We start from the raw sequence: 17,599 nt of genomic DNA, 5'->3' as shown, positions 1-17,599 counted from the left end.
TATTATTTAGGAAGCTGCTAAAGCCGCAGCTTCATCGACATCTACTGAGACCACGCGAGAAACACCTGGTTCACTCATAGTAACACCAAGCAGAGTTTCCGCCATTTCCATCGCAATTTTATTGTGAGTAATAGCAATAAACTGCAAATGCTCACTCATTTCTTTTACCAAGTTGGCATAGCGCCCCACGTTCGCATCATCAAGAGGTGCATCAACCTCATCCAACATACAGAAAGGTGCTGGATTTAGCTGGAATATTGAGAATACTAACGAAATCGCAGTCAGTGCTTTTTCGCCACCTGACAATAGGTGAATCGTAGAGTTACGCTTTCCTGGTGGACGCGCCATTACTGCAACACCAGTATCTAACAGGTTTTCACCAGTCAACTCAAGGTAGGCATGGCCGCCGCCGAATACTTTAGGGAATAACTCCTGCACGCCCTTGTTAACTTTATCGAAAGTTTCTTTAAAGCGTGTGCGTGTTTCATGATCAATCTTACGGATGGCACTCTCTAAAGTTTCTAGAGCTTCCTCAAGATCATCGTTCTGTGCATCTAAGTAAACTTTCCGTTCTTCAGCTGCTTTAAACTCTTCAATTGCGGCTAAGTTAATCGCGCCCAATCTTTGAATGCGCCCTGTAACCTGCTCAATTTGTTCAAGCCAATCACTTTCTGAAGCATTCTCCGGTAGCGACTCCAATACTTCCTCTACCTCACGTTTGGCATCTTTTAAGATCTCCGCCTGCGTGTTTTGTCGGGTCTTTGCTTCCTGCCAGTCCATTCGTAACTTTTCTAATCGTGAACGAACACCTTGTGCGCCCTGCTCAGCTTCGTGTCGTAAACGTTCCAGTTTACGCATCTTCTCATCAACCTCGCTGAGCTTGTTTCGAGCTTGCTTCATTTCCTCTTCGACCACTAAGCGTTTCTCTAGAGCCTCTTCAAGCTCCATCTGATACTCTTCAGTCGGGTCACTATCACTGCTTAAACGATTTTCAAGCTCGACCTTGCGCGACGTTAGCTCACCAATTTGTGAATTAACGCGCTCAAAACCCGAACGAGTTGAGTTCACTTCAGCTTTCAAAGCACTTACTCGAATGGCTAACTTTTGCTCTGCTTCTTTAGCTTCGCGCGCTTGTGTGCGACGAGTTTCTAATTGTTGGCGTCGCTCTTCACGTTCAGCCATTAATTGTTCACGTTTGTCGCTGTCTTGTTCCATCGAGTCTAATAACTGCTCAATAAGTTGACGACTTTTTGCGAGCGCAGCTTCGTCATCTTGAACCTGCTCAACGATATTTTGTTGTTCACGCTTTAAGCGCTCTAAACGCCCTTGAGTTTGCTCTAACTTAGCTTGCTGCGTACCAACTTTGGCTCTTAGCTCGCTATGTTTCTTGTTGGCTTGCGCCAGCTGAGACTGCTTTGTCTGCCACGTCTCTTCGTAGTTACTTAACTGCTCGGAAAGTTGTTCTTTGGTCTCTTCAAGCTGCTCTAGAATTGCTTCTTGTTGCTCAATCTTTTGATAAATTTCTTTAAGCTCAGCTTCACGCTCTAAAATTCCAGCTTCATTATCACTAGCACGAGTGACTCTTAACCAATGCTTACCAAGCCAAACGCCATCTTTAGTAATGATTGACTCATGTTCAGCCAGGTCGCTGCGCTTTGATAAAGCTTCAGACAAGTCTTCGGCAACAAGAACGTGATTTAAAGTACCGTTTAAGGCTGATGCACCTTTGACCTTATCGGATAAGCGACCTGATTCAGCGCTTGCATTTGATTCACCATCGACCAATAAAATTGAGCCAGAGGCCAACTCTGACAAACTACTGGCGTAACTTTCAGGAGAGTCCACAACAACTGCTTCTAAGTATTGTCCTAGAACAGTTTCAGCTGCCACTTCCCAACCAGCATCTACCTTTAAGTTTTGTGCTAAACGCGCCTGACTATCGAGCTTCTTCGACTCTAGCCACTTCACCGCCTGCTCATTGTCAGAACCTAGCGCCGCGCTTTGTAGCGCCTCTAAGGAGACTTTGCGTGATTCTAAAAGACGTAACTCTCTACGTGTTTCTTCGAGCTTTTGATTATGGGTGCGCTGTTCTTGGCGTGATTGATTAATCTTTTCAACAGCATCCTGGACATCGTTCTCAAGCTTTTCAGCCTGCTCTTCAGCGATGCTTAGTTCTTGCGCAACTTTGGTTAGTTCAGATTCCATTGAGCCAGACTGTTGCTGCCCCACTTCCTCTTTAATTTCTTCTAAACGTTTTTGGTGACGCGACAAATGCGACTCTAGATGCTGAATTCGAGTTTTTTCAACTTCAGCTTTTTGTGCGTTAGCGCTGGCTTGCTGGTTGAAAACATCCCAATCTTGCTGCCAAATGCGCATATCTTCTTCTAAGTCGGTGAGTTGCTGTTGCTGCTCTTCTACCTGCTCAGAGTTCATTTCGAGCTCAGGCTCTGCCTGTAAAAGCTCAGTCATCATCTCTTCAAGTTTAGACTCATCGAATTTTAATTGATCGCGAAGCTTATCTAAAGACGATTCAACCTGAGCCTTGTCTTCGAGTAGCTGTGATTTCTGTTGGCGCGAATGTTCGATAGCCTGCTCAAGTCTAGCTATATCAGCGGCAATACCATAAAAACGTCCTTGGACTTCATTGTGAACGTCGGTTAACTCAATGTGTAGCTCGCGTGATTTTTCGATTTCGCTGTCAGAATGACGTTGATCGGCAATTTTAGACTCGACCTCAGTCTCCATCTTCAAAATGGCTTCGTCCAACGCTTCAATTTTAATGTTGTATTGTTGCCAGCGAATAGCAGCTAGTTGCGCTTTAAGCTCACGCTCTTCAGCTTTATATTCTTTATAACGCTCGGCGGACGTCGCTTGGCGTTTCAAGTGAGACAGTTGTTTCCCTAGCTCTTCACGTAAGTCGTTCAGGCGATCTAGGTTGTCTCGGGTATGGCGAATTCGGTTTTCCGTTTCACGGCGTCGTTCTTTATATTTTGAAATGCCAGCGGCTTCTTCTAGGAAAACACGTAGTTCATGAGGTTTTGACTCGATAAGTTTCGAGATCATGCCCTGCTCGATAATGGCATAACTTCTTGGACCAAGACCGGTACCAAGGAAAATGTCGGTAATATCTTTACGTCGACAGCGAGTACCGTTTAGAAAGTAACTGGATTGGGCTTCGCGATTAACCATCCGACGCACGGATATTTCATTATAGTTGGCATATTCACCTTTTACTGTGCCATCGGTGTTATCGAATACCAACTCAATACTCGCTTGACCGACTGGTTTTCGCCCAGTAGAACCGTTAAAAATCACGTCGGTCATAGCGTCACCACGAAGGTTTTTTGCCGATGACTCCCCCATTACCCAGCGTACTGCATCAATCAAGTTAGACTTACCACAGCCGTTTGGGCCTACCACAGCAGTCATATTACTTGGGAACGATACGGTCGTTGGGTCAACGAATGATTTAAATCCTGCTAATTTTATTTGTTTTAATCGCATTTATTCTCTTACGTATTCTCTTATTTGTCTCTTAAATAGAGACTTCTGTAAGGGTCTGTAACAATTTTAGGGTTACCTTCTAAAGCGTTTAAGTGTAAATTATTTTGCATCATTTAGCACATAGTAAGTGTAAAAAATCAATTTATGGCACAAAATAGTTTCGAAGGTGCTCATTATTTAGCCAGTGGCTTCAGAATGTTGCTCCAAAAAGGCATCAAAAGATACGTTTTTATCCCTTTAGGCATTAATTTAACTCTTCTAACTATCGCATTGATTTACCTTATAAATCAAATATCTTCGTGGGCTAGTTGGATAGAAAATACTATTACAAGTTGGGGCGCTTGGGAATGGCTCGGCACAGCTCTTGCTTGGCTTATCTGGCCTTTAGTTATTATTGGCGCCGTACTCTTCATTTTCTTTTTCTTCTCGATGCTCGCCAACTGGATAGCCGCCCCTTTCAACGGCCTATTAGCTGAAGCTGTCGAGCGAAAGTTGCATGCCGAGCATGGCAACCAAGATACACCGATTGAAGACCAGGGTTTTAAAGATCTTATTAAAGATACGCCAAGGTTGCTTAAACGCGAATGGACCAAGCTCAAATATTATATTCCGCGAGCATTGGTCTGCCTTCTAGTGCTCTTTATACCAATTCTTGGTGCAATCGCCTTTCCTATCATTTGGTTTGTGTTTAACGCTTGGATGATGTCAGTTCAATATATTGACTACCCTATGGATAATCACAAAATATCTTTCGACGATATGCTCAAAACCTTACAGACGTCACGAAGCGGAACGCTCGGCTTTGGTAGTCTGGTGATGTTATGCACCATGGTTCCCATTCTAAACCTTCTGGTGATGCCTGCCGCGGTTTGTGGCGCTACACAGTTGTGGTATGAGAACTATCGCTCAACCTACATAAAATGAGGCTTTAAACCTATTAATTGCACAGGGATAGTCTATAATCGTTGCCGACGGGAATACTGATACTGGCAAAGGATCTAATGAAAAAAGTTATAGTTGTTGACGACAGTAAGTTTTTTTGCGCGATAGTAGAAAAGCAAATTATTGAACACACTTCTTTCGGTGTTATCAGTTGTAGCACCCTAAAAGAGGCGACTACCCTGTTGTCACACCTCGATCCAGACACCATTCACGCCTGTTTAGTCAGTTATCGATTGCGCGATGCGCTAAAAGGCGAAGCAGTAGAACTTTTCCGCAAGCAAGACATCCCTACCATCGTATTAATTAGTGATATTACAGCTTCGCTGCGTTCTCGCTTTTGGCGCTTAAAGGTTGTTGATTATGTGATCAAAAACGATCGCTATGTCATCAATGAGATCGTAGAGACGCTCACACGCCTAGAGCGTAACCCCGACAATAAAATTGTTATCGTTGAAGATTCACGAACTTCAGCCAAGCTGTTACAAATTCTATTAAAAGTTCATAAGTACAAGGTTCTTCACTTTACCAACCCCAAAGAAGCTTTCGAGTATGTAAAGTATCACCCAGATGTGAAGATGGTTATTACAGACTATCAGATGCCGGGTATGGATGGTTGTGAACTTACGCGTCGCTTACGCCGTATTTACAGCAAGCAAGAACTGGCTATTTTGGGAATGTCTGGAGCCGGCCAAACCATTATGGCGGCTAATTTCCTCAAACACGGCGCCGATGACTTTATTATTAAGCAGTCCTTTTTAGCTGAGGAGTTTTACCTGCGTATTAACTCCTATCTCGATAGCCTTAATACTTTCCAGAAACTCGCCACAGCGGCAAGTTTTGATTATTTGACCAACGTGCCTAACCGACGTCATTTCTTTGAGGTGGTCGAGGCTATGCATGATTCGGCTTGGCGCCATGAAACGGCTGTAACTTGCGCCATGATTGATATTGATAAGTTTAAATCCGTAAATGATAACTACGGCCACTCCGTTGGCGATGCCGTGTTGCGAGAAGTGGCACATATTATTAAAAACTCAATACGTAAGTCCGATGTAGTAGCTCGATTCGGCGGCGAAGAATTCTGTCTTTACATGAATGGTATGTCCGCTCAGCATTCGTTGGAGTACTTTGATGAGCTTAGAGAAAAGATTAGTGATGCAGTGATTGATGCTGAAGATCATAAGCTTCAAGTTACCGTTAGTATTGGTATCTGCTCAACCATTAAGTACAACTTAAATGACATGATCGAAGATGCTGACAAGGCGCTGTATCGAGCGAAAGAAACAGGCCGAAATCGAGTCATCCGAAGCGAAGAACCCCTTAGAATGACTCGTTAAATATACTCTCGGTTTAAATTATCAATAAACTTCTGCAACCTTTTACTCGAAATTGGAAAACGCGTCTTTTGCCCTTGTGCAAATAGCGAAATCCGATATTCCTGCAACATCCAGCAATACTCATCAACTTCAAACTGTGGAATCTTCTGGTTTTGCTCCAGCTGTTCTACTTGCTCTAACCAAGGTTGGTATTGCTGCATAATCTGCAAATCCTTAAGCGGATTATGTTTAATACGCTCCAGCCTAAGCTGTATGGCTTTTAAATAACGCGCATAGTCTCGCACATGCTCCGCCCCGAAGCGATAGCAAAAGCCTGGCTGAAACAGAAATTCAAGCTGCTGCTTGATATCGTCATAAGCTGCTGAAAAGTTTTTGCCTAAAGCTTTGGCATCGGCTAAGCAGCTGTTTCGTTGTTTTAGTGTGCCAACAAGCTGATCTAAGATCTTGTTTGAGTCAGGTACAATGTTTTCTTGCACCTCTTTTAAAACACTATCATAGCCAGCTTTATCATAAGGAACCTTACGAGATACATGGTCTTTAATTACAGACATCATGACATCGTTAATCAAATCCTCTGGCGAGTATAACGAAGCGCAAGCTAACATTAACTGCTGTCGGTTATGATACTTCTTCTGTAGATAACTAAAGGTCTTACTTTCGGACAAAGCCATTAAGCGGCAAACGCCACGAATGTGAGTTTTCTCAGCTTGGCGCTGATTAACCACTGGTATGATTCTAACTTTATCCTTTGCATCCTCAATCGCGTTAAAAATAGGAATGTCAGTCCCCGCCTCCTGCATAGTGCCCTTCTGTACAAACTCCTCAGGCCAAGAAGTATAAGTCACATTTTTAACTTTTTTCGAAGGTTTGGACTTAGCCTTTTCCACCTTGCGAGGTTTAGCTTCCAAACTTCGAGAGCTATACAGCAATTTTCCGGCATCATTAACCACTTCAAAACGCATTAAGAAGTGCTCAGGAAGATTTAATTCAGACCATGCTTCTTGCGGTAAAATTACGCCCGTCATGGTGAATAGGTGTTTGGTAATGATATCCACCAAGCGCCCTTTGCTCTCTAAAACCTTTTCATAACAGGCTTTAGCGAAAGTTGGCACTGGCACAAAGTTTTTACGAAAGCGCTTAGGTAGAGAGCGGATCAGAAACTCTATCTTCTCTTCCAGCAAGCCTGGAACCAAACGTTCAAAATCACCATCACTAAACTGTCCAACAAGGGATTGCGGCAGGCGTACTGTAACGCCATCTTTTTCATGACCAGGCTCAAAGTGATACTTTAGTGGTAGCTCCACACCCTTCGCTTTTATAAACTCAGGATAAAGTCCTTTGTCCTCTTCTTGCTCTTGAGGTAATAAAACATCAGCTGAAAGACTGATTAAGGCGTTATGCTTCTTCGGATCTTTTTTGAGCCAGTTATTCAGGCTTTTTACGCTGTTAATGTGATCAGGTAACTTGCGTTCGAACCATTGTGCAATAGTGGTTTCATCCGCCCAAAGGTCTGCTTGGCGAGCCTTGGCAATTTCTTGCTCAACATCTTTCTTAACCTGTACATTATGTTTATGGAAAGGCTGTTTTGACTCTAAATCTTGTCGAACAAGCGCGTGCAGAATAAATAGTTCGCGGCAAAGCTCCGGTTCAACAGCACTGTAATTAACAGTTCGATTAGTAACAATTTTCAGGCCAAGCAAGGTTTGCTGCATTTCAGCAACAACCGCTCCCCGGTTCTTGCTCCAGTGTGCGTCGTAATAGTGAGTTTTAATTAAATGCTTAGCGATTTGCTCTAACCATAGAGGCTCGATAGCCGCCGTCATCCGCGCATAAGCTTGGGTCGTTTCCACAACCTCGAAAGTCACCAACCAGGCAGGCTGCTTTTTAAAATTGGTAGACTGTGGATGCACCATGAACTTACTTTGGCGAGTACCTTGATAGCCTTTTTCTAAATCTTTTTGGCCGATAAAACTGAGCAATCCACTGAGTAATACTTGATGCAGGTTTTGGTAAAACACAGGATCTTCTTGCTCAAACTCCGCAGTCTGCCACTCTTTCGGGGTTAGCTTTTTGTGTGATTTTGACTGTTGCATCAGGCTTTTTAGCTGACGATAAGTACTTTTCCATTCACGATACGCATTAAAGTTAATAAGCTCTTCGCCACAATAACGGCGAAATTGGCTATTGCTGAGCTCGGCCTGTTGTTCATGCAGGTGGTTCCACAAATTAATGATGGCGATAAAATCAGAAGTTTTATGCTTATATTTAGCGTGCTTTTGTTGAGCCAACTCTTTTTTATCGAATGGCCACTCGCGTGGGTCTTTTACGGATAAAAAGGCGGCTAAAACCAGTGCATAGCTTAAATAGTTCCTTTCTTCGCTTTCTAGCAATATGCGAGCTAAACGTGGCTCAATCGGCAATCGCGCCATTTGTCGGCCAATATGAGTCAACTCTTTATCTTTGCTGATGGCTTGTAGCTCGTTCAGTAGATTAAGACCATCGCTGACCTGCCTATCCGCCGGCGGATCAATAAATGGAAAGGCCTCGATATCACCAAGCTTCAACTGCTTCATCTGCAAGATTACCGCAGCTAAGTTAGTTCTTAGAATTTCTGCATCGGTAAACTCTTTGCGCTCATTAAAATCTTCTTCGCTATAAAGTCGAATACAAACACCCTCAGCCACGCGGCCACAGCGACCTTTACGCTGGTTCGCACTAGCTTGGGAGATTTTCTCGATCGGTAAACGCTGAATCTTACTGCGCACCGAATAACGACTAATCCTCGCCAAACCTGGGTCAATGACGTAGCGTATTCCTGGCACGGTCAAAGAAGTTTCCGCCACATTAGTCGCAAGTACGATACGCCGTTTTCCGCCAGAAGGTTTAAAAATACGCTCTTGTTCAGACATCGACAACCGAGCATATAATGGTAATACTTCGCAGTTCTTAAAAGCTTCTTTGCGCAGGTGTTTCGCGGTATCGCGAATATCGGCTTCACCAGGCAGGAATATCAAAATATCTCCCGGCCCATGCGCCATAATTTCTTCTACCGCATGACCAATATGATCGGTTTGTGGTAGCGGATTTTCTTCATCATTAGGTCGATACCAAACATCTACGGGATAAGTACGACCACTAATTTCCAGCACTGGCGCAGGTTTACCATTGGTTTTGAAGTGCTCAGAAAAACGTTCAACATCAATAGTTGCTGACGTAATGATGATTTTAATGTCTGAGCGTTTTGCAATTAGCTGCCTTAAATAACCCAGTAAAAAGTCGATATTTAGGCTGCGCTCGTGAGCCTCGTCGATAATGATGGCGTCGTACTGTAGTAATAACGGATCATGAATAATTTCATTCAACAAAACACCGTCAGTCATAACTTTTACAGGAGTGACAGCGTTGGTTTGATCATTAAAACGAATGTTGTAACCAATGACCTGACCGATCTCGCTTTTAAGTTCTCCAGCAATACGACGTGAAACGCTGGTCGCTGCCACACGTCGTGGTTGGGTATGACCGATACGCCCTCTTCGGCCCAAGCCTAGCTCAAGACAGATTTTAGGCAGCTGAGTTGTTTTACCCGATCCTGTTTCACCAGCTATCACCACAACTTGGTTGTCTTTAATCAGCTGGGCAACTTTTTCTCTGGATTGAGAAACGGGTAAGCCATCATCATACTCAATGTTTTTAGGGATAATGGCGTCGCGCTGGCTCACAAGTTTCGACGAATCGTGCATTAGCTTACTAAGCTTTTCTTCGAGCTTAGTTGCTGGTAGCTGTTGTTGGGTGCGCTTTTTAATGGCTTTCTGAAGATTATTAATATTGGATAGATCGCTTAATAAACAATCCTTCAGACTGATAGCCGAATTCTTTTCAGACATAATTCTCTTTAGATTTAATTTTCTTTGGCAGATCTCTTTTAGACAATACGCTTTTCAGAAAAACTCTTTATGACAGACGATTGTAACGTTTAGAGCATTTAGTTTGGGTTATCAGACGAATCCCAAAATTCTTTTACAGCTCTTAATTCGCCTAAATAGTCAGCAACTGGTCGGTAAAAGTCTTTATCTTCCCAGTAACCAGTATGGCAGGCTGGATTCCACGATGTTCTGGCACTGCCGACGTTGATTTCTAAGTCTTCGCTGACGACTCTATGGTACTCGTCGCTGATGTTCTTCATAGGATAAGCGACTACATCATCTTTGTCATAAAAATTTAACCATTTTACATGCTCAACCAGCGCTGGGTCAGTTTCACTACCTACTTTATCGATAGGGCTCGGTAAGCGCTGTGTCAAACTGTCATAAATCGCTAACGGACTACCACAGGTAATAATTCCGGCTAAAGTTCTGAAGCTTTCGAGATGACTCAGCTGGCTAAATTTCGCACTGTCTTTGGCCTGATTAATGTCTTGAATGTAGTGCGACATGATAACTGAAGCGAAAGAGTGCGCTAAAAGCACCACAGGGGTATTGTCTGGGTCAACATGTCGGTGTGAAGCAAGTTTTTTCATGCTTTCAGCGATACGGTTATGGATAAGCTGATAAAGCCCCTGCTCATCGTGACGATTATAAGCTAGGCCCAAGCTCATAGAATCTATAAACAGCTGGCGAAATGCGGTGTAGGTCAGTTCTTTACGATAATCGAGGGTATCCAGCAAATCATCATTGTCATGCTGCAACAAATCGCCCCAATAAATTTCATGAAACAATAAGTCATCCTCACGGCGTTCATGCCCGTTGCCCTTTAAATAACGCTCAACCACACGGTGCTTAAACTCCGTTGAATAATGCTTATTTTCTGAGCCAATCCCATGGACAATTACCACTGCCAGACGTTTCATTCAATAGTTACCCCGTTAACCTTTATAAAACTGTGCCATAGTCTTACAAAACCTGTTTAACATCAAGTCTTTACAGACGATCCCACAGAATTAGCAGTTCCCTAAAAATTCACTTCAACTGGTACGAGCAGTTGTGTTAGACTGAAAGAAGTTTAATATCCAAGAGGTTGCTATGTTAACTATAATATTACTTCTAACCTTGATGATAGCGCTCTATCATCGCGCAAGCCTCAAAATTACTAGCTTAATTCTAGCTGGTATTTTGGTGCTTTGGAGCCTATACGACGGTATTCCGTATGTACATTGGGCCATTTTCCTGATTATTTTCGTACCACTAAACTTAAGCCCTATTCGCCGCAAAGTGTCGGCTAAGCTGCTTGATGTGTTCAAAGGTATCATGCCACGTATTTCTGATACTGAACAGGAAGCACTCGACGCTGGTACTGTGTGGTGGGAAGCAGAAATGTTTGGTGGTAAACCGAACTGGAAACGCTTCCATAGCTTTGAGAAAGCCAAGCTGACTAAGGATGAGCAAGAATTCTTAGATGGCCCTGTTGAAGAACTGTGTAGCATGATTAACGACTGGCAGATCACTCACATTGATCGTGATTTACCGCCAGAAGTCTGGGACTACATTAAAAACAACGGTTTCTTCAGCTTCATCATCCCTAAAGAATACGGCGGTCTAGGCTTCTCCTCTTATGCCCAGTCGCAAGTTCTGACCAAGATTAACTCGCTAAGCGCGACAGCTGGAAGTATCGTTTCAGTGCCTAACTCGTTAGGTCCTGCTGAACTATTAATGCACTATGGTACGCAAGAGCAGCGCGACTATTACTTGCCACGCTTAGCCAAAGGTCAAGAAGTGCCATGTTTCGCACTAACAGCACCAGAAGCTGGCTCTGACGCAGGCGGTATTCCTGATAAAGGGATTATCTGTAAAGGTCAGTGGAATGGTGAAGAAGTTGTTGGTATGAAACTGACTTGGGATAAGCGTTATATCACTCTAGCGCCAGTAGCTTCCCTACTCGGTTTAGCCTTTAAGCTTTATGATCCAGAAGGCTTGCTTGGTGACAAAGAAGACCTGGGTATTACTTGTGCCTTAATCCCTACAGATACTGACGGTGTTGAAATTGGTCGTCGTCACTATCCAATGAGCACGCCATTCCAAAACGGCCCGACTACCGGTAAAGATGTGTTTGTGCCTTTAGATTACATTATTGGTGGCCCTAAAAATGCAGGTCTAGGTTGGAGAATGCTGGTCGACTGTTTATCAGCAGGTCGCGCCATTTCATTGCCGTCAAGTGCAACCGGCGGCTCAAAAACGATTGCCTACACCACAGGCGCTTACGCTCGAATCCGTCGCCAATTCAATGTGCCAGTCGGCTACATGGAAGGTGTGATGGAAGCGTTAGCACGAATTGCCGGTAAAACCTACCTTATCGACGCGGTTCGTACCTTCACTGCAGCCGGTATCGACAGTGGTGAAAAGCCATCAGTTGCCTCGGCGATTGTAAAGTGTCACACCACAGACATGGCGCGCGATATAGCCTGCGATGGTGTTGATATTCATGGCGGTAAAGCCGTTATGATGGGGCCTAAAAACTATGCAGCACGAGCCTACCAAGGCGCGCCTATCTCGATTACGGTCGAAGGTGCTAACATCCTAACTCGTAGCTTAATTATCTACGGCCAAGGCTCAATTCGTTGCCACCCTTACGTATTAAAAGAAATTCAAGCGACTCAAAACGAAAACCGCAAAGAAGCCGTTAAAGACTTCGACAAGGCCTTATTCGGTCACCTTGGTTTTGCCATGAGTAACAAGATCCGCACCTTCTGGTTAGGATTAAGCGCCAGCTTGCTGGTGAAGAAACCACAGTCTGACTTCACTGGCCGCTATTATCAGCGCATCACTCGATTCTCAAGCGCCCTAGCCTTCTTGTCAGATGTCACCATGGGCGTCTTAGGTGGCGAACTTAAACGTCGCGAAATGATTTCTGGTCGTTTAGGTGACATGCTAAGTAACCTCTATATCGCAAGCTCTGTGTTGAAGTTCTACCACGACAAGGGCCGCCCTGAGCACGATAAAGAAATCGTTCAGTGGTCGTTAGAGCACTGCTTATACGAAACACAAATGGCGGCTGATGGCGTCTTAAAGAACTTCCCAATTGGCTGGTTAGGTAAAGCCCTAAGACTCATCGTTTTCCCGCTGGGATTACCGCTTTCGCCACCATCGGACAAACTACAGCGTAAACTCGCGCGCCAGTTACAAGAACCAGGCGCTATGCGCGAAGAGCTGACTCACGGTGCTTACAAATCAGAGTCCGAGTACAGCAACCTATGGAAAGTTGATAAAGCACTACGCTTACAACTTGAAATGGAGCCAATCGTCAAGAAATTCTCGAAAGCACTCGGCAAACGAGCAGGCAACCACCAAGTGGTTCCTTTCGCCAAAGAAGCACTCGACGCTGGCCACATTACTCAAGACGAGTATCAGCTAGTTCTCGATGCCGAAGAAGCACGCTTAGAGATTATCAACGTTGATGATTTCAGCCCTGAAGAAATGAAGCATCACGACTCAGAGGCTTAATGATTCCATCATTGCGAGACCTTTAGGTCGCAGCAATCTCTAGATAGCAAGGGATCGCCACAGTCGCTTCGCTCCCTCGCGAAGACGTGCAAACGCCGTTTACTGAAAAGTAAGCGGCTTTTTTATATTCATTATTTCTTCGACCTAAGTTTTCGATTTTTATCGAGTTCCTTTTCTTAAATGGCTAAGAAAAGGAGCCAAAAGAATGCCACCCCGTCGTTAGGCCTTTCAGGCTTCCTTCGTTCACAAAAGTTACTGACGCGCCGTCAAACTCAACATTCCCCTTCGAGGGATTCCATAAAGTCACCTATTCGTTTTGACTAAATTTGGCGCTCCTTGCCAAATTTGCGCTATAACTTTTTATCACTCAGCTAACTCCAAGGGGAATTAGTGGCCCATCAAGTAACTTACTTCCCTTAAATTGAGCTAGCTTCATAGCAAAATATAGCAATCAAAATCAGGACGATTTTGATAAGAGTTTTCAGCACAGGGAAGTGCTGTAAACTCTGATGCGTTTAGTATTTTGCTATGAAACTAGGAAGTCATGCTTGCATGACCTCAATATAGGGTGGTCTTCTCTTTGGTTACTTTCTCTTGACCACGCAAGAGAAAGTAACTCGCTTAAGAAGCGAAATCATTATTTTTCTTTATAACCAAATATATCAAGCACCTCTTTACAGAGCTTGTGCCGTGTAACACTCGAGTTTTCTGCATCCCTAACTAATGTATTTCCTATATAATTCAAGTTTTGACTTGAAAGAAGCAAATCTTTGCTATTGGGGAGTTTAGAAAGATAACTTACAAAACTATAAAGAGGAATTATGTCTTTATTTCCAGATATCCTAGCTGATAGATCAAAATAGGAGTTAGACAGTTCTTCGCACTTTTGCTTGTAAACTTCATCTTGCTCAAAGCGACTATAATCAATTGATGATATAATTATCCCCTCATCTCTTTTTAATTTTGTAATCACCTCTACCTGTAAAGCTTTAAACTCAGCTACAGGTTCTATCCATAGCTTCAAGACGAGCTGCCCAATAGTAAAAACACCAACACCAGCGACAATAGTAAAAAAGACTTCCACAAAAAACTCCTTTAATCAAACAACAAAATTAATCCACCCCGACATGGTCTGCGCGGCACTCCATAAGAAACTAAAAATCGGTACCCCTAATATACTGAGCACAATTAGGGCCATGAAGAACATGGTGCCGTATTTGCCGTTTAGTTGATGGTATTTATATTTTAATGATTTCGGTAATAACCACTCCATGACGTAGTGTCCGTCGAGAGGCCCTATCGGTAATAGGTTAAATAACATCAGTAGGATGTTGATTAGTGCGAGGAACGTGAGCGATGTTTGCGCGACTTGTGATTGCAGCGCGCCGATATCAAACACCCAAGCGGCGGCCTGTAAATTAACGGCGACTAGAGCTATTAGGAAGTTCATCAATGGGCCGGCAGCGGCAACAGCGGCACTCGCCCAGTTAGTTCGAAGCTTGCGGTGCGTTACGGGTACTGGCTTGGCATAACCAAAACCAATTAAAACCACGGCGATTAGGCCCACTGGATCGATGTGGTTAATGGGGTTTAGGTTTAGTCGACCCATTTTTTCAGCGGTGTCATCGCCAAGAAGTTTAGCTGAATATGCGTGGCCAAACTCGTGTAGCGTCAGCGAGAAGATGATAACAAAAAGTACAATCGCAAATATCGCGTATTGTCCGTTGTATAAAAGTGGAAGCATGCTAGTTCTCTATTAATTTTAAGTGCACTGTGAGGATAGATGATTGCAATCTATGGCCTGTGACAATTTTTTGCAAGTGTGAACCAGTTTGCATTTTTCTAGTAAAGGCTGTAAAAGTAATTAAAAACGGAGAGCGACTATGAAGACACTTATCTTTGGCTTATTGGCATTAGCAGTAGCGCACCCTGTCAGTCAAGCAAGTACCCATAAACAAATACAATCTGGCGCAGAGGCAATCGAGCATAAAGTTATCGAATGGCGCCGTCATTTACATCAAAACCCTGAACTTGGTAATCGTGAGTTTAAAACCAGTCAATACATCGCTACACACCTTAAAGCACTTGGCTTAGAAGTCGAAACAGGCGTCGCTCACACCGGCGTTGTCGCAGTGTTAAAAGGTGGCAAGCCAGGCCCAGTAGTTGCTCTACGTGCCGATATGGACGCTTTACCGGTTAAAGAACGCGTCGATTTACCCTTCGCTTCTACCGCAACTGGTGAATACATGGGCAAAGAAGTGCCTGTTATGCATGCCTGTGGTCACGATACTCACGTCGCCATCGTAATGGGCGTGGCTGAAATTTTAACCGGCATGAAATCTGAGTTGCCGGGCACGATTAAGTTTATCTTCCAGCCCGCAGAAGAAGGCCCGCCGCCCGGCGAAGAAGGCGGTGCTGAGTTAATGGTGAAAGAAGGTGTACTTAAGAACCCTGATGTTGATGTAATTTTTGGCTTACACATTGCAGCTGGCACCGACGTCGGCACCATTAATGTCCGTAAACGTGGCATCATGGCGAGTTCAGACGATTTTAAAATTACGATTCATGGCAAACAAGCTCATGGCTCTACACCTTGGGACTCGGTCGATCCTATCGTTACCGCTTCGCAAATCATTAACAGCCTACAAACTATTGTCAGTCGCCACATGCCACTGACACAACAAGCATCGGTCGTAACAGTGGGCTCGATTCATGGTGGCGTACGCTCCAACATTATTCCTGAAAAAGTCGAAATGTTAGGTACCATTAGAACCTTAAGCGAATATGATCGTCAGCAGATTCATGAGTTAGTGCGCAAGAAAGCCACATTAATTGGCGATACTATGGGCGCTAAAGTCGAAGTCGACTTACCCTTCTCTTCCGCATACCCTGTAACTTATAACGATCCTGAGCTGACAGATAAAATGCTACCTACCCTCAAAGCTGTAGCAGGCGCTGAGAATGTGCAAATCATTGCCCCAATCACTGGCGCTGAGGATTTTTCTTTCTACGCACAAGAAGTTCCCGGCATCTTCTTTTTCCTAGGGGGAAAGCCCAAAGATTTACCAGCCACCAAAGCGGCGCCACACCACACACCAGATTTCTTTATTGATGAATCCGGTATGAAATTAGGGGTAGAAGCTTTATCACAACTCGCACTCGATTATATGCAAGCCAACGCTGACTAGCTCACAACAAAAGGGCATACACTAAAGTTATGCCCTTTTTATCTTTCCTGCTTACCGCTATACTCCCCACCAGATATTTTCGTTAATTAATGATTGGTATGTAAGACATGGCAAAAAAGAAGGTCTATATCGCTTATACCGGTGGCACCATTGGTATGAAACCTAGCGCTAAAGGGTTTGTACCACAAAAAGGCTTTCTCGGAGCGACACTACAGAGCTTCCCTGAATTCCAGCACCCTGATATGCCGGAAATTACGATTCACGATTATGCAGAGCCTATCGACTCAGCTAATATGTCGCCGGAAGACTGGCATAAGATTGCTGAGGATATTGAGCGTAATTATGAGCAATACGATGGCTTTGTGGTGCTGCACGGTACTGATACCATGGCTTACACCGCATCTGCCCTATCATTCATGCTCGAAGGCTTACAAAAGCCAGTCATTTTCACAGGCTCGCAGATTCCTTTAACTCAGTTAAGAACGGATGCGCGAGACAATATCATCAACGCCATGTACCTGGCCGCAAACTATCCGGTCCCAGAAGTCAGCTTATTTTTCCACGATCATTTACACCGCGGAAATCGTACAAGAAAAACTGATGCGGACGGTTTTGCTGCCTTTAGTTCACCCAATATGCCGCCACTCGCCAGTATCGGCAGCACCATTAAAGTTCGCGACCATTTGTTGTGGCAGCACAAAAGCAAAGAACTTACGGTTAGACGCTTTGCATCGCCAAAAATCGCCATATTGACCCTGTTCCCCGGAATTTCTGATGAGTTAGTTCGCGACTTTTTAGCTCAGGACTTAGACGGCGTGGTTTTGCAGAGCTTTGGTTCGGGCAATGCGCCAATCAGCAATAAACCACTGATGAAGGCTATCGAAAATGCCACCAAGCAAGGTATGGTTATCGTTAATTGTACTCAGTGTTTAAAAGGCTCCGTCAACATGAGCACTTATGAAACTGGCAAGGTTCTGATGGATGCGGGGGTTACCTCTGGCTTCGATATGACTACCGAAGCGGCATTGGCTAAACTGTATTACCTATTCAGTCGCGGACTTGATGTAGAGACCATTCGTGACAATATGGTTGTAAGTTTGCGTGGCGAACTCAGCAATTAGAAACGATTAAAGAGCTTTGGCTCAAGATACAAAAGGCGACAAGAAACTGTCGCCTTATTAATGTCGCAAAGCTT

General features: G+C 44.1%; 10 protein-coding genes. 5 read left to right on the top strand and 5 right to left on the bottom strand.

Going from position 1 to position 17,599, the window contains the following annotated elements; translation table 11 throughout:
• Nucleotides 1–6: 6 nt before the first annotated feature.
• Complete coding sequence (gene smc / locus DL796_RS10280) at nt 7–3,504, bottom strand: chromosome segregation protein SMC (RefSeq protein WP_110201621.1); 3,498 nt, start codon at nt 3,502–3,504, stop codon at nt 7–9.
• Between the two features lie 144 nt (nt 3,505–3,648).
• On the opposite strand from smc, the gene cysZ reads away from it, so the two are divergent.
• A complete protein-coding gene (cysZ, locus tag DL796_RS10275; protein ID WP_110201620.1) occupies nt 3,649–4,428 on the top strand; it encodes a sulfate transporter CysZ in 780 nt (259 codons plus the stop codon).
• A 77-nt stretch (nt 4,429–4,505) separates the two neighbouring features.
• Nucleotides 4,506–5,783, top strand: coding sequence for a diguanylate cyclase (locus DL796_RS10270; protein ID WP_110201619.1), 1,278 nt, complete (start codon nt 4,506–4,508; stop codon nt 5,781–5,783).
• On the opposite strand, the gene hrpA is transcribed toward DL796_RS10270, so the two are convergent.
• Both hrpA and DL796_RS10260 read right to left on the bottom strand, forming a co-directional pair.
• Complete coding sequence (gene hrpA, locus DL796_RS10265; protein ID WP_110201618.1) at nt 5,780–9,667, bottom strand: ATP-dependent RNA helicase HrpA; 3,888 nt, start codon at nt 9,665–9,667, stop codon at nt 5,780–5,782. The two genes, DL796_RS10270 and hrpA, sit on opposite strands and share 4 nt — an antisense overlap.
• 98 nt (nt 9,668–9,765) lie before the next feature.
• Nucleotides 9,766–10,629 (bottom strand): hypothetical protein, encoded by an 864-nt coding sequence (locus DL796_RS10260; protein ID WP_110201617.1) that lies wholly within the window; start codon nt 10,627–10,629, stop codon nt 9,766–9,768.
• A 172-nt stretch (nt 10,630–10,801) separates the two neighbouring features.
• Between DL796_RS10260 and DL796_RS10255 the strand changes: the two genes are divergently transcribed.
• Nucleotides 10,802–13,216, top strand: a complete 2,415-nt coding sequence (locus tag DL796_RS10255; protein ID WP_110201616.1) for an acyl-CoA dehydrogenase — start codon at nt 10,802–10,804, stop codon at nt 13,214–13,216.
• Between the two features lie 637 nt (nt 13,217–13,853).
• Here DL796_RS10255 and DL796_RS10250 read toward each other — a convergent pair.
• Nucleotides 13,854–14,300: a hypothetical protein gene (locus tag DL796_RS10250; protein WP_110201615.1), complete on the bottom strand. Its 447-nt coding sequence runs from the start codon at nt 14,298–14,300 to the stop codon at nt 13,854–13,856.
• Nucleotides 14,301–14,315: 15 nt separating this feature from the next.
• Nucleotides 14,316–14,960: a site-2 protease family protein gene (locus DL796_RS10245; RefSeq protein ID WP_110201614.1), complete on the bottom strand. Its 645-nt coding sequence runs from the start codon at nt 14,958–14,960 to the stop codon at nt 14,316–14,318.
• 139 nt (nt 14,961–15,099) lie between these two features.
• On the opposite strand from DL796_RS10245, the gene DL796_RS10240 reads away from it, so the two are divergent.
• Entirely contained in the window at nt 15,100–16,404 is a 1,305-nt protein-coding gene (locus tag DL796_RS10240; RefSeq protein WP_110201613.1) for an amidohydrolase, read from the top strand.
• A 107-nt stretch (nt 16,405–16,511) separates the two neighbouring features.
• Complete coding sequence (gene ansA / locus DL796_RS10235; protein ID WP_110201612.1) at nt 16,512–17,525, top strand: asparaginase; 1,014 nt, start codon at nt 16,512–16,514, stop codon at nt 17,523–17,525.
• Nucleotides 17,526–17,599 lie beyond the last annotated feature (74 nt).

It is taken from the genome of Kangiella spongicola, from assembly GCF_003194565.2.
GTDB classification, from domain to species: domain Bacteria; phylum Pseudomonadota; class Gammaproteobacteria; order Enterobacterales; family Kangiellaceae; genus Kangiella; species Kangiella spongicola.
The sequence above is the reverse complement of the archived record's forward strand: the minus strand, read 5'-3'. Positions and strand labels throughout refer to the sequence as shown.